This window comes from Pseudoalteromonas sp. EB27 (genome assembly GCF_001974875.1).
GTDB lineage: Bacteria > Pseudomonadota > Gammaproteobacteria > Enterobacterales > Alteromonadaceae > Pseudoalteromonas.
Window position 1 is genome coordinate 1 of sequence record NZ_MTQD01000024.1, and the last position, 20,768, is coordinate 20,768.

Sequence of the window (20,768 nt, forward strand, 5' to 3'; positions counted from 1 at the left end):
CTGTTAGAACATATACGTCAATTGATAGTGTAAATAACATTAGTAAAATGGAAGGTAACATTTTAGATAATGAAAATTACGTAACCTCACTTCCAGAGTTAATTAATCAGTTTAAGTCCCAAGATGAAAATACACTAGAGAAAGAAATTTTTGACTCTATTGAGCATAAACTAAAAAAAGAGTCAGAAACCGCCGTTCTCTTTGCCGATACCCTGCAATATATAATTGACCTAATTGTTTTATTTCCAGCTGTTTTTAATGCATCAGAAACTAACAAAGTGCTTTATAAAAAGCGTATGGATACAATTTTGTCAGAAGTTGATAGGCGCTGTGAAATATTGCACTCGGTGAGTAAAGGTAATTCAATTCAAATAACGGAAACAATAAAGCTATTTAAAGCTGTTGTGTCTTACCAAAGTTTTGTGGCTGATGATAATTTTAATATTCATGCAGACTTACTTCATGTCAGAGGTCCAATTCTTCGTAATCCAGTGACAAAAACCATTTACCATAATTACCTAGGTTTGTATTACAACAAAAAAGGCATGCATTTGCTGCGAGAGTCGCTAAATATGAACTCTGTAGATATTTTGTCTATTGATGGTTTAGAATTGGCTCAAAAAAATATTAATACTATAGAGCCATCAATACTTGAAGAAGTAAGTATGTATCTTAAATCTGCCGCTGAGCAGTTTGATAAAGCACTTAAAGTATCTAGCGAAGATGTTATGTGGCCTGGTTTTATTAATTATAATAAAGCACGTACGGTGTACTTTTTAGCTTTACTATCAAATAGCGAACTTAATTGGTTAGATATTCTCGACGAAGCAATAGAGTCTCGCAGCAGGTTAAACCGACTAATTGACGAAATTTTAATGATAGACAGATCAAAAGCAGCCAATATTGTTAGCACACATTTAAGAGAGTTTTTTCTGTATCAAGAAGAGTTAGCGCGTACAGTAAAATTGAACATTTTACTGTCGAATAATTCAACCAGACAAAATAATGCGCCTATTTTATATAAAGGGGTTAATATCTCTGATATATCAAATGAAAAACTAACTGGCTTATTTGTATCAATACAAAAGTTTTCTACAGTTAGTACTTACCAAGAAAAAATCATAAGTCGACTCAAGAATAACCTCGCGATGACAAGCTAATAGAGATTTAGCGAGAAAGTAGGGGGATATACTATTTTTAGACTCTTATTTTTACGGCTTTGCGCATAATAAAAAAGCCACTTACCTACGCATGAAAAGTCATAGCAAGAATAAATGGCTCTATTAAAATGTTTTTGGACTGAGCTTACTTTATTACACTTTTCCAATGCTCAAATCAGGTATTAAATTGAGCCTGTTATGGATAGCATGATGGATGAAAGATAACTTAGTTCGCACTGCTTGAGTTAATACAAACGGGTAGGCATCGGCAAGTCCCATGCTGCGATTTAGCGAATTTAGAATGATCGAAAATTCCATCCAAGTATCTAAAATAGCATCAATCGATGTTTGTGAATTAAAGTAATAAGCACTTTGTGGCAATCGAAGTTCGTCTGCTTCGTCTAGCTCAAATTCATTGCCAGTTGTAGAGCCGGTAATTGAGAAGTTTTTAGCCGTTTCAAGCGTATCGATAATGTGCATGTAATGCGCCCATGTTTCTGCCCAGTCTTCATAAGGGTGCATAGTAGCGTATTCACTAATAAAGGTTTCATGCCAGTTAGCAGGAGCGCCTTGTTTGTAATGAGTATCGAGCGCTTGTTGATAATCTAATTCGTCATCACCAAAATATTGCTTACATAAAGCATGTTTTTTTGGTGAATTTGCGATTAGTTGATCAAAATAATAATGACCAAGTTCATGGCGAAAATGACCAAGTAAAGTACGGTAACGCTCACCCATCGCTATTTTAGCTTGAGAGCGTGCTACGTCGTCTGCCTCGGCTAGATTTATAGTGATATGGCCACAGTCGTGTCCTGTAAATACAACATCTTGACCTATAATTGGGCTTACAAAGTGATCGCTCACGTTACGGTCAGTTATGAAGTCGAAGCTTAATCCGCTTTCAGGTTCTTGAATAATAGTATTTAAGGGGAGCGATAACGATTTTAGAGTATATAAAGCGCGACGCTTCGCCGTTTCCATTTTTTTCCACAATGGAATATGCCCGATAATGCTTAAATCGGGCACCGTTTCATTAAAGCGGCATGAAAAACACAGCACTTCGTCTTTATCGGCAACGGGTATAAATGTATCTAAATTAACCATACCATTACAAACGTGGTACTGAGCATTGTTATCACATTTTTTATAAAAAATGTCAGGCGCTTCTGCTTTGTAAAATAGACCCGATTGTTCATCAATTTCATAGGGTTCAACTTGATCGAACTCATCATCTATACCAACGGTTCTGCCACAAGCCAAACAATGGCTGCTTTCAAAAAATAAAATAAGTTGTTCTGTGCAATTACATTTAAATGTTTTCATATGTTACCGAATAAAAAAGAGACCGTATAAACCACTTTTATTGAGCGTTATGCTATTGGAGGATAGTGGTTAAATCCTTTTTAAAAGTTCAGACTTTTTAATATTAAATTCATCATCACTCAACGCATTTGAATCGCGTAGTTGTGCTAACTTTTCAATAATTTGAAGTGTTTCGTCTACCGAGTATTGCCCCGTTGTATTATTAACAGGTGCTTCAATTTGGCTAGGCGTTAATGATGCAAAATTGGGCTGCGTTACTTGCTGTGTAAAGTCTTTTTGTGGTTCTGGAGTCGTTGGCGCTTGCCCTGAAAGTAATGGCAGGGTATTTACATTAATCGTCCCCCACTGACTGTTAAATGTAAGAGAGGTATTATTGCCTTGCTGTTGGCTTACACCACCAATATTATGATCTAACGTGTCGTATACGCTCACTTGCCCATTTAATTCAACGGCTAAGCGATTAGGGAATATAGCGTAACGAATATTATTTTGTGCACCACTGCTAAACGGGCTGCCTAGATTACCTGGCCACCACTGATTGCTACCAGGCGTTCCTGCAGGAATAACCGGAAATATTTGGTTATTGCTCAATATATTAGCAAGTTCGTTGCACAAGTTATCAACGGTTGATTTTAAGCCGTTGTTAAACATGTCGCCAACCATTGTCATTCCGCCGCGCATCCATTGACCAGAACCACCAAGCTCTGGGCAATTAAACTGTGCCATTGAGCAACCGCCGTTATTAACGCTAACTAACATGTGTATTACTGCATCGTGACTGAGGTTATAACGAGATGCTATACCATTAACTAAGTTTTCACCGACATCTGTTAGCTTTTGCATAAGAGAATATCCTATTAGGTAGATTGGGTTGATTTAAAAAATCTGAAAATACGCCAGGGCTGCATTACCTTTAGCTTTGATGATAATGAAAAATTAACAGGTTAGTGAGATGTGCTGGTCTTTCAAATTGGACGAGTTCTGTTTTGTCTGAAATGAAAACACACCACTGCAAAGCTAATCTTTAAAGTAAGCATCTATGTATTAAAAGTTGCTTGTTTTATCTCATAGAGATTGTTAGTTTTGCTGTAACGTAAGCGGTTAAAAATCGATCTAGTATAGCACCGTTACTTACTTTAACAGCAGCTTTATCGTGAACTATTTCTTACTATTTAATAATTACTTTGAATGATTTTTAAACTCTAAATAAATCCTTTTAATTATATCAGTTTAGCGGTATAAATAACGGAGTAAGTATTTTAAAAAATTAACATTATTTGTTTTATTTCAATATTTTAAATTAACTAGTTTTAATTGTAAGTTATTTTTAAGCACTATTTTGGTGCATTATCTGCACCATTAAAAATCTAAAATTGATGGTACAAATTACACTAAGTTTAATATTTATAGAGTTGGTGTGTTTTTTCTATTAATTTGGTCAAAACCTTTATGCATGGCGTTGCTTTGTGTATGAGTCGGCAAATGGATGAGGAGCAGTAATTTATAAGTTTGCTGGTATAAAAATTGCACAAGTGAATTAGTCCAAATAATATTTTCAGCGTTATATTGTGGCCATACATTATTAAAGGGGAATTAATAGATGACAATTACAGTTGGGATTTCGCACCATACTCAGTATAAATACGATCGGTCAGTTAATATGGGGCCGCATATATTCCGATTACGTCCAGCGCCACATAGCCGTACAAAAATTAAAAGCTATTCTTTAAAAATAGTACCAGAAGATCATTATATAAATTGGCAACAAGACCCTTTTGGTAATTACCAAGCAAGGGTGGTTTTCAACAAACCAACCACCGAATTTAGTTTTACGGTCGATTTGGTCGCCGAACTAACGGTTATTAATCCTTTTGATTTCTTTTTAGAAGATTACGCCGAAAACTTCCCATTTGTTTACGATGCTATTTCAAAGTCAGAGCTCGCTCCTTATTTAAAAAAACGCAAAGCCAGTCCAAAATTTAAAGAGTTAATTGAATCTTTAAACCCTAAAGAGCCGCTTAGAAGCGTTGATTTTTTAGTCGCTGTTAATCAAGCTATTTATGAGTTAGTTGGTTATGGCATTCGTTTAGAACCTGGCGTACAAACACCGAACGAAACAATAAGTAAAAAAACAGGTTCGTGTCGTGATTCTGCTTGGTTGTTAGTACAACTGTTTCGTCATTTAGGGTTGGCATCTCGATTTGTATCGGGCTACTTAGTACAGCTAACATCAGATCAAAAATCATTAGATGGTCCAAGTGGTCCAGAAGAAGACTTTACCGATTTGCATGCATGGACCGAAGTGTATATTCCTGGTGCAGGGTGGATAGGGCTTGATCCTACCTCGGGTTTATTTGCCGGTGAAGGGCATATTCCATTGGCATGTACGCCAGAGCCAAGCTCGGCGGCGCCGGTTACAGGCGGTATAGATGACTGTAAATCGGAGTTTAGCTTTTATAATAAAGTAACGCGAGTACACGAAGACCCACGTGTAACTAAGCCATATTCTGAGGCGCAGTGGGCGGCAATTAATCGCTTAGGTCAGCACGTTGACAATGTTTATAATGAAGAAAATATACATTTAACCATGGGTGGCGAGCCTACGTTTATTTCTATTGACGATATGGAACATCCTCAGTGGAATACTGATGCCGATGGCAAAGAAAAAAGAATATTAGCTCAAAATTTATTTGTAGAAATGAATAAAGTATACACAAAAGGTGGCTTTACTCATTACGGACAAGGTAAATGGTATCCGGGTGAGCCATTACCACGTTGGCAATATGCGTGCTATTGGCGCAAAGACGGCGAGCCTTTATGGCAAGATGCCGCACTATTAGCCGATCCTAATAAAGACTATAAATTTGATCATACCGATACTAAAAAGTTTGCTGATAAACTATGTGACTCACTTGGTCTTGAAACCAAGGCACTTACTACAGCTTATGAAGATATTTTATATCACATGTGGCAAGAAGCCTCATTACCTACCGAAATAAAGCCAGATCAGCCGGAGCTTCTCCATGCAATGAGCCGAAAAGGCTTTTTAGCTAAAATGGATAAAGGGATAGAAAAGCCGGTTGGCTATGTTCTCCCTTTAAAATGGAACGATAGCAAAAACTGCTGGCAGTCGTGTACGTGGGAGTTTAAACGAGGCAATTGTTTCTTATTACCTGGTGAATCCCCAATGGGGTATCGCTTGCCCTTAGATAGCCTTGAATGGAGCGGCAATATTATTGACCGCGACCCGTTTGATATTCCTGAAAACTTTGGCAAAGCTAAAAAGCTTAAAAAAGGCTTTATTGGCAAAGAAATGGTTAAAACCGCCCTTGTAATGGAAGTGAGAGAGGGGCGTTTATACATATTTATGCCACCAACAAGTCATTTTGAACATTACATGGGTTTAATAAGTAGTATAGAGGGTGTGGCTAAAGCACTTAAAATGCCGCTTGTTATTGAAGGCTATAGCCCACCTAAAGATAGCCGCGTAGAAAAATACGCTGTAACGCCAGATCCAGGTGTTATTGAAGTAAATATTCATCCTTCAACATCGTGGGATCAATTAGTCAGTCGAACTACAACGCTATATGGTTTAGCAAAAGAATGCCGATTAGGTACCGATAAGTTTATGGCAGATGGTCGTCATACTGGTACTGGTGGTGGTAACCACGTAACGCTGGGTGGCGAAACACCTGAGCAAAGCCCATTTTTACGCAGACCCGATATTTTAAGAAGTTTTATTACCTATTGGCAGCATCATCCTGGTTTATCGTATTTATTTTCGGGGCTTTTTATTGGTCCTACAAGCCAAGCACCGCGAGTGGATGAAGCCCGTGATGAAGTTTTATACGAGCTAGAAATTGCCTTTTCGCATATGCCCGAAGGTGAGGTGCCTGAACCTTGGTTAGTTGATAGGCTACTTCGTAATTTATTAGTGGATTTAACGGGTAATACGCACAGAGCAGAGTTTTGTATAGATAAGCTTTATTCACCCGACTCAGCCACAGGTCGTTTAGGGATTGTAGAATTTAGAGGCTTTGAAATGCCTCCGCATTCACAAATGAGCTTAGTGCAGATGCTGCTGTTGCGTACTTTACTTGCTTGGTTTTGGAAAAAACCTTACCACAAGCCATTAATACGTTGGGGTACAGAGTTACACGATAAGTTTTTATTGCCACAATATGTAGAAAACGATTTAGCTGAAGTAAGCCGCGATTTACAACAGGCAGGCTTTCAATTTCAGTTAAGTTGGTTAAATCCATTTTTTGAATTTAGATTTCCGGTGTGTGGTACGCGAGAACTTGATAACGTTACACTTGAGCTTAGAACCGCAATCGAGCCTTGGCATGTACTGGGCGAAGAGGCGAGTGCGTCAGGTACGGCGCGCTATGTAGATTCGTCATTAGAAAGAGTACAAATAAAAGTACAAGGAACAATGAGCGACCGCTATGTTGTAACGTGTAATGGTCGAAGAGTGCCGCTTAAACCGGTTAAAGGTAAAGCAAAAGATGAAATGGTCGCGGGTATACGATACCGAGCTTGGCAACCACCTACAGCGCTTCACCCAACTATTGGCGTACATGCACCATTAGTTTTTGATTTAATCGATACGTGGGAAGGACGTTCAGTTGGAGGCTTTGTATATCATGTGAGCCATGCTGGTGGGCGTAATCCTGAAACGCTACCGGTTAATGCATTTGAAGCAGAAGGGCGCAGAGTCGCAAGGTTTTGGGAGCATGGGCATACACCATCTTTACTTGCATCAGCAGAACCAAGCTGGAGCCCATCGGCGGTTACGCATAGTTTTCAGTCGGCGCAAAGCGCAAGTGAATATGTGGTACCTGATGAAGAAAGTAGTAATCCTGATTATCCAAATACCTTGGATTTACGCAGGCAGCCTAACTTTAAATAATAATTGATAGTTGTGTCATTCCACTTTGAAATTATTTAAAGTGGAATGACTAAATATTTTTAAAGCATCATTATGAACACGGCTATTTACTATAAATTGGAGCACTTTCAGCTTGTATATTAACAATAACGCGATGCCGGAATTGCCTGAGTGGTTGTCTTTATACCTTGATAAATCACATGGACATGATGAATTAGCAAACCACAGTGGTTTAAACCCAGAACATTGGGATACTTTATTTAAGCGTTTAGCTAGCCTAACAGCAGATGATGTTAGTAGCCGCGCTACAGAAATTAGCCAATTACTACAAAATGGCAATATTAAAAATGAAAGTAATAAGCAATGGCACTTCGACCCGTTGCCGTTTATGTTATCAAAAGCTGATTGGACGTTGCTTGAAGAGGGAATAAAGCAAAGAACCCTTTTATTAAATAAAATTCAGCAAGATATTTACGGTGATCAAACTCTTTTAGTTGATGGTCACATTCCTGCAAAGCAGCTTTTTCAAGACCCTAATTACTTACGCGAAGGTTTTAGTTTACCTAGTAACGAATTAACACTTTTTTTTACTGCATTAGATGTTTACCGCACGCCTACAGGCGAATTTAAAGTATTAAGCGATCATTGTCAGTGCCCGTTAGGCTTAGGGCTATTAATTAAAAGCCGTATTATTGCAAGGCGTGTAATGGCTGAAGAATTTGCAGAATGTAATGTTCAGCAAATTAAAGAATTTCTAAATTTATTCCAAGAGGGTATTAATGAATATACCCACTATATGGATGACCCAAGAATTGTAATTTTAACCCAAGGAATTGATGACCCTAACTACAACGAGCATGCATTTCTATCTACCTACTTTGGTTATACATTAGTACAAAGCGCTGACTTAACCGTGCGTGGTGGTGACGTTTGTTTAAAATCGTTACAAGGTTTGGGTAAGATTAATGTCATTTTACGCTGGGTTTCTGATCGTTGTATTGATTCTTTAGAGCAAACTGAATATTCACTTCATGGTATTCCGGGCTTATTACAATCGGTACGACAAGGGTCGGTTAAGGTTTTGAACCCGTTTGGCAGCGGTGTGCTCTCGTCACCTTCAATAAAGTGCAACTTAGAAAAGTTATCGCAGCAAATTTTAAAACAGCCGCTGTTGTTGGGTGAGCCAAATTACTTAAATGTAAAAGAAGCGCAAGCCGTTGATTGGAATAACCTCGAACTACTATCAGCTATAGACCCTGCACTCAAGTTAGATGGAGTGTTGGACGAGCAAGAAATAAAGCTACTTATTAGCAAAGAACCCGATAATTACTTTTTCCAAGAAAAGCCTTCTTTTAGCAGTGCACCATTTTGGCATGACGGGCAATTAATCTCCAAGCCAGTGGTGTTTAGGTGTTATGCATTAACCACAGAAAATGGTGTAGAAGTACTTCCTTCAGCACTGTGTTTTTCAAACGAAAAAAGTAACAACCCAAGAGTATCTGGTTGGATCAAAGATACATGGATAAATACAGCCGATAGAGTTGATTTAGGCGAGCATAATCCACCGGTACCCATTAGAAAAAGAATGGATGTGACGCTACTCGAAGGGGTTATTTCGAGCCGCACGGCTGAGCATCTTTTTTGGTTAGGTCGATACTTAGAGCGCTGCGAAAACACCATCCGTATTTTGCGTATTTTTATAGACAAGTACACCGAGTTTTCTGTTTACCCAGATTCAATACGAAAAAGTATAGTTGCACGGCTTTCAAATGCTATTAAGTCACAATATATTGTTTATCCATATGTAGAACCTGATTTAAAACTAGATGGCATTGATGTAAATCTGTCGAAAGAAACCGCTTTTCAACTGCTTGCAGACGAGCAATGCGCTGGCAGTATTATTAATACATTAAAATATATTGCGAATGCGTCGGTGCAAATTCAAGAATTACTGTCCCATGATAGTCGCCGAATAATTGATGATATTAGTGAGCAAATTAAGATATTTAAAAATGTAAATATTAATATTCCAACGCGTGCAATGCAAAGCAGCCTAGATAGAGTTATAGGCTCTATTATGGCTTTTAATGGCTCAATCACAGATTGTATGCCAAATAGTAACGGCTGGTTTTTACTTGAAATGGGCAGACGAGTAGAGCGTAGCTTACAAATTACATCACTAAGCACGGCTTTATTAACCAAAGAGTTAGACGAGCCCGAAGAGCTAGGCTTACTTGAAGCCGTGCTAAGTTGCCAAGTTAGTTTAGTTACCCATAAGCGCCGATACAGAATGTATCAAACCATTGGTACGGGGCTTGAGTTATTACTTTTAGATGCAGAATATCCACGTTCTTTATTATTTCAGTTAGAGGAAATTAATAAGTTGTGTAAGCATTTACCCACAAAACGTAGACAAGGTGTAATTGCGGCACACGAAAAAGCAATTTTACTGTCTAAAACAAGTTGTTATGTAACCGAAAAAGATTACCTACAAAAAAGTGAAAATGGACAACGTAACCAGTTAATCGAATTTAACCATAATACGCGTATGAACTTAGATACATTTTGTGATGTATTATTGCTACAGTATTTTTCTCATACCCAAACGGCAAATAAATTGAACTGGACTAATATTGAGCAAGCTCAATCGTGAAATATAAAATTAAGCATTCAACTACTTACAACTATTCTGACTTTGTGAGTTTGTGTCAAAACCAAGCGCGATTAACGCCAAAAACAAATCGTGGGCAAATATGCCACAGTAGTCGTGTAGAAATTGAACCAACACCGACTTACTTACAAACATTTACTGATTATTTTAATAATCAAGTAACAGCGTTTGAAATAGCAATACAGCATAAAAAACTTAAAGTGACGATGATCAGCGAGGTAGAACTGTTAGTCGGCGCTAATAGCAATTTAGAGAGCGTTGATATTGCTTGGCGAAAAGTACGTGATTTATTGGTTAAACCAAATACAGCGGAATTATTAAAAACGTCTGAATTTGTACTACCTTCACAGCTTATTCCAATAGATATAGGGATTAAGGAATACGCGTTGATTTCGTTTGATGCACACAAAAATATAATTTCTGCATGCAAAGATTTAATGGCACGAATTTTTCATGAATTTCATTATGATCCTGGTTTTACAACGATTAGTACGCCTCTGAGTACTGTTTTTGCACAAAAAAGGGGCGTTTGCCAAGACTTTGCACACTTTGCGCTTGCATGCATACGTAGTGTGGGGTTAGCGGGTCGATACGTTAGTGGGTACATAGAAACCATGCCGCCAGAAGGCGAAGAAAAGCTAGAAGGTGCTGATGCAACTCATGCATGGTTTGCGGTATTTGTGCCAAACTTTGGTTGGGTTGATTTTGATCCTACAAATAATGTTTTACCACGCGATCAGCATATTACTCTAGCCGTAGGGCGAGACTTTTCTGACGTAACTCCTTTAAAAGGCGTGGTATTTGGTGGCGGTAGTCAATTGCTGGATGTAGCGGTTGATATGATTCGAATGGAATAGGCAGTTTAACTACGTCATATATTATGATGGATAAGGTGAAAGAGTGTATGAAAATTGATTGGAAAGCGTACCAAACAAAAGGTTTCTTTGATGAATTAATTGATGCACAAGGAAACGTTCGATCACATGGAACACAATTAGCACAATTTTTTGCTAATTTATCGGCAGAAGAATTAGTAAAGGCCAGAGCGGTTGCTGATTTAGCAATTAAAGAAATGGGTATTACCTTCACGGTTTACAACGAAGGTAATATGATTGATAGAGCCTGGCCATTTGATATTATTCCGCGAACTATAGGTAAAAAAGAATGGCAAAGCGTAGAGGTTGGTTTAAAGCAACGTGTTGAAGCGCTTAACCTTTTTATAGATGATTTATACCATGACCAAAAAATAATAAAAGATGGTGTTTTTCCAAAAGGGTTACTAGAAAAATCTGTGAATTTTCGCCAGCAATGCGTGGGTATAAACCCGCCAAATAAGATATGGGCGCATATTTGTGGCTCAGATTTAGTACGCGATGGTAGTGGTACTATGTATGTACTTGAGGATAACCTGCGTGTTCCTTCTGGTGTATCTTATATGCTTGAAAATCGCTCTGTAATGAAGCGAGTATTCCCTGAATTATTTGAGCAAGTGTCGATTTTACCTGTTGATGATTACCCTTCACAATTATTTGATATGCTAGCGGCAATGTCGCCTCGACCACAAGATAAACCAGAAGTCGTGGTACTTACGCCAGGGGTATTTAACTCCGCTTATTTTGAACATTGTTATCTTGCCCAAGAAATGGGTTGCGAACTGGTAGAAGGACGGGACTTAGTTGTTGAAAAAGATGATTGTGTATACATGAGAACAATCACAGGGCTACAACGAGTTGATGTTATTTATCGCCGTATTGATGATTTATTTTTAGACCCAGAAGTCTTTTTACCTGACTCTCAACTGGGCGTTCCAGGTTTAATGCGTGCTTGGTCTAAAGGTAATGTCGCTTTGGTTAATGCACCAGGTGCAGGCGTTGCTGATGACAAAGTAGTTTACGCCTATGTACCTGAGATGATTAAGTACTACTTAGGCGAGGAAGCTAAACTTGCTAATGTACCAACGTTCAAATGTTTGGACCCGAAAGAATGCGACCATGTGATTAAAAACATTGATAAGCTTGTTGTTAAACCAGCAAATGAGTCTGGTGGCTACGGGCTATTAATTGGTCCTAAATCAACCAAAAAAGAACAAGAGGCGTGTATTGCTCAAATTAAAGCGGACCCACGGAACTGGGTAGCTCAACCAACATTAGACTTATCAACAGTACCCACATTTGATGGCAATAAACCAGATGGTCGACATACCGATTTAAGACCGTTTATTTTATCATCAGGTAAAGATACGCAAGTTACCACTGGTGGATTAACGCGTGTTGCTATGGTTAAAGGCTCTTTGGTGGTTAATTCATCACAAGGTGGTGGCAGTAAAGATACTTGGATTGTTGACGAAGAGGCTAAATAATATGTTATCAAGAGTAGGCGAAACTTTATATTGGGTATCTCGATACATTGAACGTGCGGAAAATGTAGCTCGTTTAATCAACGTTAACAATTTACTGATGATGGACTTACCCAAAGGCGTATGTACCGGCTGGGAGCCATTAATTGATATTATTGGTGTACGCAAAGCGTATTCAGAAAACCATACTGATTTTTCTGAGCAAAAAGCATTAAGGTATTTACTTGTTGGTAGTGATAATAGCTCGTCAATTTTAAACTCAATCACTTCTGCCAGAGAAAGCGCGCGTACAATTCGTGATGTAATACCGCGAGACGTATGGGAAGAAATAAACTCTCTGTATTATTATGTAAAAGACAATCAAAAAGAAGGGATAACAAAGCGTGGGCGTTTTGAGTATTTAAAAAAGATTATAGATTCAGCCCATCAAATATTTGGGGCGTTAGATGCCACAATTAATCATGATCAGGGCTATGTTTTTATCCGTTTTGGTTCGATTATAGAGCGCGCAGATATGACATCGCGAATTTTAGATATTCGCTCTGCTACGTTAATTACCAGCGAAGAAGAAGTAAAACCGTTTGATAATATTCAGTGGATCAGTTTATTGCGCTCATTAAGTGCTTATCAAATGTATCGCCAAGAAATGGGCGTTAGAGTACAGCGTGCAGATGTAATAGAATTTGTAATGCACAGCAAAGTATTCCCACGATCTATTTTATTTTGTATGAATGAATTAAAAGCATTGGTTTTACCTTTGCCAAACTCAACAGAAATCATTAAATCAATTGATGATGCAATTGTTGAGTTAGAAAATAAAGACGTGCGAGTACTTAAAAACGGTCTGTTGCATGACTTTATCGATGAAATACAAATAGACTTAGCTGGAATACATAACGGACTGGCCGAAACGTATTTTTTAAAACAAGCAGAATAATAAAAACTGTATATTGTGAGATGACTGCTTAGTCTTAAGCGGTCATTTTTTTGCTTAAATTTATTTATAATAATTTTAAAACCTGCATAATTAATTTTTACTTCCTCATCCGTTGGTATCGCAATGAAAATCATCTCGACTAATATTTCTAAAATTAAAACTCTTATTCATAATGGTAAAGAGGTGAAAACAGGAATATTTAAAACCCCAACTAACGAACCTGTAGTGATTGAAAAGCTAAACATTATAGGTGACGAGCAAGCTGATTTAGTTAATCACGGCGGGGTAGATAAAGCGGTATATGCTTTTTCGCACAATCATTATGAGTATTGGAAACAAACCCTCGAGAATGATAATTTGGCAGTAGGTGCCTTTGGCGAAAACTTCACGATTTCTGACCTAGATGAATCGAATATACACATAGGTGACCATATTCGAATTGGTACTGCACTGCTTGAAGTAAGCCAGCCTCGTGTACCCTGTTTTAAATTAGCTATCGCGCTTAATAATACAAACAGCCTTAAACTGTTTACGCAGCATTACTGCACTGGCGTGTATTTTAGGGTACTAGAGCAAGGCGTTGCAAAAACGGGTGATAGTGCTGTTATCGAGAAGAAAGCCTCGCACGACATATCAGTTAAAAAGCTGTTTCAAGCGTTTTTTGATAAAAAATACGTAGGTTATGAAGACATACTTTTAGAAGCATTAGCTTTACCAGAGCTTGCTGTAGAGTGGCAAGAAAAGCTAACAAAGAAGCTTGGTATAAAAAGCGAACAAAGCTAGTTATAAATTGTTATTTTTAGAGAGCCTAGTAAAAAAGATAAAGTCTGCTATACCTAAGGTTATAAACACTATAATTATTATAGTGTTATTTAAAAATTGTTGGGTTAGTAGCTAATATAGGTGTCGTATATGAATATCTCAAGAAAACTGATGCTTATTGTAATATTAACTGCAGCAGAGATAAGCATTACTGTTTATTCTGCCTTTGAAATAGCTAAAGGGGCTAAGTTTCACCAACTTAACTTTCTTCATTTAAAATATGTTCATCAACTTACCAAATCAGTTAAAAAAATAGAAAACAATATCCCCATTGATATAAATACTATTGAGTCGGATATATTGCTAATTAGGCAACAGCCAATTGAGTGTGTTGAACAAATAAATCCGTTAAATTATGCTGTTATGAAAGTTATTAATACAGAGCATACATTAACAATCTGTGAAAACGATATTGAAATTGCTAATAAAGCCTTATTATCGGTTGCACAGTATAAAAAGGGGGAGCTTAGTAGAGACGCTTTTTTACTAAATCTTAATACTTCGCTAAGTGGCTTTAATAAAAACACTGAGCTGTTTGAGGAACCAATTAGAAAAACAGTATCGTTTATACTAATGACGTTAATTCCACTTGTTATAATCATATCTTTTTTTAATATTCTTTTTATAAGTTATCTTTCCCGCACTATATCCAGCTCAATCCGAAATCTAACTCTTCTTTTATCAAGTAAACCCGAAAGCAATATTAATCTAGACGATGAACTTGATATAAAAACGTCGGGTGAATTAAAAGCACTCGTTATTGCGGCCAGGCAGCGTATTAAAAATGATCTTTTAAATATTGAAAACAGTATTGAACTTAGACAGATTATAAACACCCAAACGGCGTCCCTGCAGCAAGCAAATGATGAACTTGCCCAGTTTGCTTATCGAGCTTCCCATGACCTGAAATCACCGCTGTCAGGGGCTAAATCCCTAGCGCATTTTGTTATTGAAGATATAAAAGCGGGAGACACAGAAGAGGCAAGCCGAAATGCACTGGTTATCTATCAGCAAATGGAAAAATTAGAAACACTTGTTGTTGATATTTTATTGTTAGCGAAAGCTGAAATTGGCAGTGAAGATAGAGATGTAATTGACTTTAATCAGTTAATTATTGATATGAAAGAACGACTGTCTTGGCTCATGAAAGATAATCCTTGTACGCTCGAAACAACAATTAACTTATTAGTACCTATAAAATCAGAAAAAGCACGTTTTGCCCAAATTATTGAAAACTTAATTTCAAACGGGTTGAAGTATTACGATAGAAACAAAGACTCACCTTATGTTCGCTGTGATATTTTTAATGAACAAGAGACGTTTTTTATTACTGTTACAGATAACGGATTGGGAATACCACAAAAGCATCAAAGTGAAGTGTTTGATATGTTTAAGCGATTTCATGCAGAGACAAGTACGGGTTCTGGTTTAGGGATGGCGCTGGTTAAAAAACATATTGAGTATTTAAATGGTGAAGTATCACTGCAAAGCTCTGATAAAGGTACAACGTTTAAAATAATAATACCAATGGATAAGCTAACATGACAAAAATAAAACCTCCTATATTAATTGTCGATGACAATGAAGTTGACCGATATATTCTTAAAAGACTAATTAAAGAAGCTAAATTAGAGCTGACGATTTTTGAAAAAAAAGATGGTCAAGAAGCGTTAGAATTTCTCGAAAATTATGAATCTAATAGAATAAAGTATCCGGATGGATTTCCTCCAATACTTATATTTTTGGACATCAATATGCCAAAAGTTAATGGTATTCAGTTTTTAGAGGAGTTTTCTAAACTAAGAAAGATGATAGAGATAAGCTCGTGTGTTGTTATGATGTTTAGCTCATCTGAAAGAGAAGAAGAAAAAAAGATTATAATGTCACACGATTTTGTAAAAGGTTACCTTGTAAAAGGAAGCTTTCAGGCAGCAGAATTAAAAGAAAAAGTCTTGACTGTCATCGGCCAACACTTGGACAAACACAGCTGATTATTAGGTCTGAAAAACTCTAAACTTTTATTGCTGACTGAGCCTATGTGTCGCCGATATATTACTGTTACATTTACTAACTTAATTGTTTTTTATAGTTATTTAGTAACAAGTTAATTTCGTTTGCAGGTATAGGCTTTGAAAATAGAAAACCTTGCAAGTAGTCTATATTTAATTTTTTACATAGCTGATGCTGGGCTTCAGTTTCGATACCCTCAGCTACTACAGAAAAATCTAGTTTTTTCAGCATTAAAGATAAGCTCTCGATTATTTTTAATCGCTTATTATTTTCTCCGCCTAACGATTGCATGCTTTTGTCTAATTTTACTATATCAATAGGGTAGGAAATAAGGTGAGATATGGATGAGTAACCCATACCAAAATCATCCAAAGCAATCCTAAACCCTTTGTTAGACAAAGAAGTTAATATCTCAATCACTTCTTTACTGTTTTCCATAAAAGCTGTTTCTGTTATTTCAAGAATAATACTACTGGTTTTTAAATTGTATTTTTCGACTGTATTTAATAGATACGTTTGTAAAAACCCTCTTTGTAGCTGTATAGGTGAAATGTTGATAGATAGAGTTAACGGCGTTTGGTAGTCTTTCTGCCACAAAGATAACTGCTCTAAAGCACTCGCGATTATCCATTTTCCTAGGGGTTCTATTAAGCGACATTCTTCAGCAATAGGAATAAACTCATCAGGAGTATAACTAACGGTTGAATCGGGCCAACGGATCAGTGCTTCAACACCTGTCATAATTTGTGTTTTTGAACAGTAAACTGGTTGATAAAAAAGCCTAAAGTTTTTTTCCTCTATATGCTCTTTTATACTATTTTGAATATCTACCCGGCGACTAAATTCGTATTGATATTGCTCTTTGTAGAAGCTGATTCTACTTTTACCACTTTGCTTTGAGCGATACATTGCAATGTCAGCGCATTTTAGCAGTTCATGCGATTCAGTCGCATCGTTTGGGTATAAAGCACTTCCTATACTAACACTGCAATTTAAAGTTCTACCTTCATGTAAAAAGGGTTTTGACACTTCAGCTAAAATTCTATTTGCTATCATACCTATTTGATTAATATTGCAAATCCCACCTATTATAACTGCAAATTCATCACCACCTAATCGAGCAAATCCTTCGTTTTGTCTTAGGCAACTATTAATTCTGTGCACGGTTTGTATTAAAATTTCGTCGCCGACACTATGCCCAAGCGTATCATTAATATTTTTGAAGTTATCTAAATCTAAAGCAAGTAACGCCACGCAGTTTTTAGCACGTTTATTATTGGCTATCATTACTTTTAGTATTTCTTCAAAATGATATCGATTGGACAAACCAGTAAGCTGATCCCTCTCAGCCATATGCTTAACAGCAAGATAACTGTTATGCATACGTTGCTCTGCTTCAAAACGTTTTTTTGCATATATAAGAGCCTTATTTAAACTGCTTCCTGTTATATCTCCTTTAGGTAAAAAGTCTTGAGCACCGGCTTCTATACACTCAATTGCCAAGGTTGAATTTTCTGAAGAGCTGATCATGATAATTGCGGTATTACCGAGTTTAGGTTTTTTGCGCATTTCAATTAGCATTTCAATACCGTCTTCTTTGGGCATATTATAATCGAGTAAAATTATGTCAAAGTGGTTGTTTTCAATTACTTTTAACCCTTCGCAAACGCATGTTACTTCAGTGATGTTATGAAGTTGAGAGTCGTCTGAAATAAGCATTTTTTTAATTAATTTGCGATCAACTAAGTCATCATCAACAATTAAAATATTCATACGTTCCTTCTAAGAGCAACATCAACATGATGCTCGTGTATAATTGATAATTTCATAGTTAAAATTTTGGCCAATAAATAGTGAATGTACTGCCAAGCTTTCCATCGGAGGCTACTTCAATTTTTCCCCTGTAATTAATAATGAGCTTATTGGCAATGCAGAGTCCAATGCCGCTACCTTCAACGTCATCTCGAGATTGTAATGTTTGAAATAACTTAAATATGAGTGAAAAATATTTAGGGTCAATTCCAGGGCCATTATCTTTTATTTCAATAATGTAATATTGATTAGAGGGGATAAGTGAAATGTCGATAACCGGGTGCTCTTTATTGTTATGCTTTATTGCATTACTAATAAGATTTTGAAAAACAGTTTTAAAAGGGATTAGCGGTATATCGAGTACTTCGTTGTTGGCATGTATATCAACAGTGACAGTCTGTGGAACTTCTAAAATTTGTTCTACATCTTGGTAAATACTTTCTAAAGATATGTTTGCACGCGTTGAATCACAGCTATTTATTCTCGAGTAGCTTAGTAAATCCTCTAGTAGTATTTGCATTCTATTAGCCCGGCTGAGCACAAGCTGAAAGTTTTCTAGGTGCTCTTGAGGGAGTAAATCTTTACAGTCATCATAAATCCACTCTAATAAACGCTTTATAGCATTTAATGGTGACTTTAGATCGTGAGAAGCAATACTGGTAAATTCATCAAGTTCATCACTCACTTTTTGTAATTTTTTGAGTAGGTGATCTTTTTCAATTTCGTCTTCTTTGTTTTGCTCAAAAATTGTTGAGTGAAACTTAGAACTGTTTATTTTTTCTAATTGTTTTTTACGTTGGACTAACTGGTTTACAAAGTTTTTTTGTAAACTATTTAAGATTGATTGCTCTTTTTCTGTAAGTAGTGAATCACTTGCTCTGTCAAATATAAACCATCCAAACTTAAGGCCTGAGGGCAAAATGATAGGCGATATAACTCTGAATATTTTAGGGTTAGACTCGATAATCGATTCACTAAAAACGTCATTAGGTAGTTGTTCTTTAGCTACTGTTATTTTTGAACCGAATTTATATAGCTCAATGATACGTTGAGGCAGGTTAGCAACAATAGAGAGTGCGGTAGTATCAAAAATGTTTAAAACAAGCTCAGCAATGCTTTCTAAGCTTGTTTGAATGTCATTATCAAGAGAGGTAGTTAATTGCTGCTCATCTATTAATGATACACCTTCTATATAACTCTCTACATTGGGCATTCAAACTCCTACAACAGTATTAAATAAATATGCCTCATTAAAATGAGATGCAACAAATGATTAACTTATTGTAGTTGATTATTTTGAATGTGTTGAATAATTATACTTTAAAAATTAACGCCAAATTAAAGCCTTACCTTATTATAGTTAGTAGGTTATAAATCTATATTTAAATAAGGCAAAACTCAGTCTGGGCGTGGAGTCTGTAACTGGACAAATAAGTATTCTGTAGGGTAGTGTTCTTACTAAACACCAACACGCCCTAATAAAAAGAGCATATTTAATCGCTCATTTGTATAATTGTTTGCGCTACGCTAAATAAGGTTTTATGCGTATCCATCGCTTGTTTTTGTAGCTGTTTATGGGCTTGCTCTTCAGTGAGTTTTAATTGCTCAATAAGTATGTACTTGGCTTGGTGAATAACTTTTTGTTCACTAATAACTTTTTTGGCATCAAGTAACGCTTGGTTTATTTGTTTAATATGTTGGCTTTGCTCGATAATTAAATCGTACATACTTTTATTACTATTGAGCTTATCGGCCGCAATGTTTTGGCTTACTTCTGGCTCTGGTTGCTTAATAGCTAATTGCCCAAAAGTAGGGGCTATGTGTTGCTCTGCCATATTGTTAAGTACCTGCTTATTTGTATTTAAGCTACGTTGAGCACAGGCTATTTGCATTGCTGCGGTATCAATTAACTGATCTGCTATATTTTGTTCAATTTTATGCATTATATCTATGCGCGTAGTGGTTACCTCGTACCATACTTCGCTCAGTTGTGAGAGCGGTTGAGCGTTCTCATCATCGAGCTTTTGCAGTAAACTTCTCAGTTGCTCTACCTGATTATTAACCTGATGTGTTGTTAGTGTGCCAAAACATTTTAAAAGGTGCGCATCGGCGTATTCATTAAAAAAGTCAAAACTTTGGTTTTGCTCTTGTACAAAATGCGCGAGTTGTTGTTTTTGCTCTGTGGTAAATTTACTCGCTGCAAATGCTTGAGCACCACAGGCTCGCTCTTGTCCTGCGTATTCTTTACCTTGCATAAAATTAAAAAATGCGACTAATAAGCGCGTTATTTTGGGATCGCTTGCGCCATCGGCTGCCTCTAAAATAATATTGAGTAAACTAGCAATTAACTGAGTGAATGACTGAGTAGCATGCACGGCACTAATATTTTGTTGTGCTATTTGGTTTCGCAAGACGGGTAATGCGTCGAGTGCTTGCAAGCTATACGTAATTAAATTAAATAATCGAGTATGGCCAGTATCGGCGTTGTTGTTTATAAATGTTTGCTTAAGTGAATCATAAAAATCAGTTTGTGCGCTGTTGCTTAAAGGGATCTGCTCTTGTAATTGGCTTTTGAATCGCTCGCGATTTGAGGCCAAAAATATATTACTCATCGCGCGCTCTTTTTGTAACTGGTGTACAAAATCGCCTAATTTAGTAAGCGAGGCACAACTGTTTTGTAATTGCTTTAGGGCATGTATTTCTTGATATTTAGCCGCTAATAAAAACTGTTTTGTGAGAGGATTGCTTGTCGCCATTGGTATTATTCCACACTTTTTTGTTTTTAA

14 protein-coding genes are annotated in these 20,768 nt (G+C 36.8%); 9 read left to right on the forward strand and 5 right to left on the reverse strand.

What is annotated here, in order from left to right; translation table 11 throughout:
* The coding region (locus tag BW142_RS19850; protein ID WP_076926069.1) for a hypothetical protein at positions 1–1,160 on the forward strand (1,160 nt) is incomplete at its 5' end.
* A 153-nt stretch (positions 1,161–1,313) separates the two neighbouring features.
* Here BW142_RS19850 and BW142_RS19855 read toward each other — a convergent pair.
* Together BW142_RS19855 and BW142_RS19860 are read right to left on the reverse strand one after the other, a co-directional pair.
* Positions 1,314–2,483, reverse strand: coding sequence for a putative zinc-binding metallopeptidase (locus BW142_RS19855; RefSeq protein WP_076926070.1), 1,170 nt, complete (start codon positions 2,481–2,483; stop codon positions 1,314–1,316).
* A 69-nt stretch (positions 2,484–2,552) separates the two neighbouring features.
* The gene (locus tag BW142_RS19860) at positions 2,553–3,326 is read right to left on the reverse strand and encodes an SHOCT domain-containing protein (RefSeq protein WP_076926071.1); all 774 of its coding nucleotides are present in this window, start codon (positions 3,324–3,326) and stop codon (positions 2,553–2,555) included.
* A 757-nt stretch (positions 3,327–4,083) separates the two neighbouring features.
* On the opposite strand from BW142_RS19860, the gene BW142_RS19865 reads away from it, so the two are divergent.
* The 8 genes from BW142_RS19865 to BW142_RS19900 all read left to right on the forward strand — a co-directional run bounded on the left by BW142_RS19865 (position 4,084) and on the right by BW142_RS19900 (position 16,151).
* Positions 4,084–7,395 carry a transglutaminase family protein gene (locus BW142_RS19865; protein WP_024597988.1) on the forward strand — a complete coding sequence of 1,104 codons (3,312 nt, stop codon included), beginning with the start codon at positions 4,084–4,086 and terminating at the stop codon, positions 7,393–7,395.
* A 112-nt stretch (positions 7,396–7,507) separates the two neighbouring features.
* A complete protein-coding gene (locus tag BW142_RS19870) occupies positions 7,508–10,027 on the forward strand; it encodes a circularly permuted type 2 ATP-grasp protein (RefSeq protein ID WP_076926072.1) in 2,520 nt (839 codons plus the stop codon).
* Complete coding sequence (locus BW142_RS19875) at positions 10,024–10,902, forward strand: transglutaminase family protein (protein ID WP_076926073.1); 879 nt, start codon at positions 10,024–10,026, stop codon at positions 10,900–10,902. Before BW142_RS19870 ends, BW142_RS19875 begins: the two co-directional genes overlap by 4 nt.
* A gap of 47 nt (positions 10,903–10,949) precedes the next feature.
* Complete coding sequence (locus BW142_RS19880) at positions 10,950–12,404, forward strand: circularly permuted type 2 ATP-grasp protein (protein WP_024597986.1); 1,455 nt, start codon at positions 10,950–10,952, stop codon at positions 12,402–12,404.
* A gap of 1 nt (position 12,405) precedes the next feature.
* On the forward strand, positions 12,406–13,338 hold the full coding sequence (locus BW142_RS19885) for an alpha-E domain-containing protein (RefSeq protein ID WP_024597985.1): 933 nt from the start codon (positions 12,406–12,408) through the stop codon (positions 13,336–13,338).
* A gap of 123 nt (positions 13,339–13,461) precedes the next feature.
* Positions 13,462–14,121, forward strand: a complete 660-nt coding sequence (locus tag BW142_RS19890; protein ID WP_076926074.1) for an MOSC domain-containing protein — start codon at positions 13,462–13,464, stop codon at positions 14,119–14,121.
* 129 nt (positions 14,122–14,250) lie between these two features.
* On the forward strand, positions 14,251–15,705 hold the full coding sequence (locus tag BW142_RS19895) for a HAMP domain-containing sensor histidine kinase (RefSeq protein WP_076926075.1): 1,455 nt from the start codon (positions 14,251–14,253) through the stop codon (positions 15,703–15,705).
* Positions 15,702–16,151: a response regulator gene (locus BW142_RS19900; RefSeq protein ID WP_076926076.1), complete on the forward strand. Its 450-nt coding sequence runs from the start codon at positions 15,702–15,704 to the stop codon at positions 16,149–16,151. Before BW142_RS19895 ends, BW142_RS19900 begins: the two co-directional genes overlap by 4 nt.
* Before the next feature lie 76 nt (positions 16,152–16,227).
* Here the strand turns inward: BW142_RS19900 and BW142_RS19905 are convergent, their stop codons facing one another.
* The 3 genes from BW142_RS19905 to BW142_RS19915 form a co-directional block, all read right to left on the reverse strand.
* Positions 16,228–17,943, reverse strand: a complete 1,716-nt coding sequence (locus tag BW142_RS19905) for a GGDEF domain-containing response regulator (RefSeq protein WP_076926077.1) — start codon at positions 17,941–17,943, stop codon at positions 16,228–16,230.
* Between the two features lie 58 nt (positions 17,944–18,001).
* Positions 18,002–19,195 carry an ATP-binding protein gene (locus tag BW142_RS19910; protein ID WP_076926078.1) on the reverse strand — a complete coding sequence of 398 codons (1,194 nt, stop codon included), beginning with the start codon at positions 19,193–19,195 and terminating at the stop codon, positions 18,002–18,004.
* 280 nt (positions 19,196–19,475) lie between these two features.
* Positions 19,476–20,738, reverse strand: coding sequence for a nitrate regulatory protein (locus BW142_RS19915; protein ID WP_076926089.1), 1,263 nt, complete (start codon positions 20,736–20,738; stop codon positions 19,476–19,478).
* Positions 20,739–20,768 lie beyond the last annotated feature (30 nt).

What these genes read in the sequence shown, in the direction of transcription:
- BW142_RS19915 (WP_076926089.1), bottom strand. Translation starts at nt 20,738, where the DNA reads ATGGCGACAAGCAATCCTCTCACAAAACAGTTTTTATTAGCGGCTAAA.
- BW142_RS19900 (WP_076926076.1), top strand. Translation starts at nt 15,702, where the DNA reads ATGACAAAAATAAAACCTCCTATATTAATTGTCGATGACAATGAAGTT.
- BW142_RS19855 (WP_076926070.1), bottom strand. Translation starts at nt 2,483, where the DNA reads ATGAAAACATTTAAATGTAATTGCACAGAACAACTTATTTTATTTTTT.
- BW142_RS19895 (WP_076926075.1), top strand. Translation starts at nt 14,251, where the DNA reads ATGAATATCTCAAGAAAACTGATGCTTATTGTAATATTAACTGCAGCA.
- BW142_RS19885 (WP_024597985.1), top strand. Translation starts at nt 12,406, where the DNA reads ATGTTATCAAGAGTAGGCGAAACTTTATATTGGGTATCTCGATACATT.
- BW142_RS19865 (WP_024597988.1), top strand. Translation starts at nt 4,084, where the DNA reads ATGACAATTACAGTTGGGATTTCGCACCATACTCAGTATAAATACGAT.
- BW142_RS19890 (WP_076926074.1), top strand. Translation starts at nt 13,462, where the DNA reads ATGAAAATCATCTCGACTAATATTTCTAAAATTAAAACTCTTATTCAT.
- BW142_RS19880 (WP_024597986.1), top strand. Translation starts at nt 10,950, where the DNA reads ATGAAAATTGATTGGAAAGCGTACCAAACAAAAGGTTTCTTTGATGAA.
- BW142_RS19910 (WP_076926078.1), bottom strand. Translation starts at nt 19,195, where the DNA reads ATGCCCAATGTAGAGAGTTATATAGAAGGTGTATCATTAATAGATGAG.
- BW142_RS19905 (WP_076926077.1), bottom strand. Translation starts at nt 17,943, where the DNA reads ATGAATATTTTAATTGTTGATGATGACTTAGTTGATCGCAAATTAATT.
- BW142_RS19860 (WP_076926071.1), bottom strand. Translation starts at nt 3,326, where the DNA reads ATGCAAAAGCTAACAGATGTCGGTGAAAACTTAGTTAATGGTATAGCA.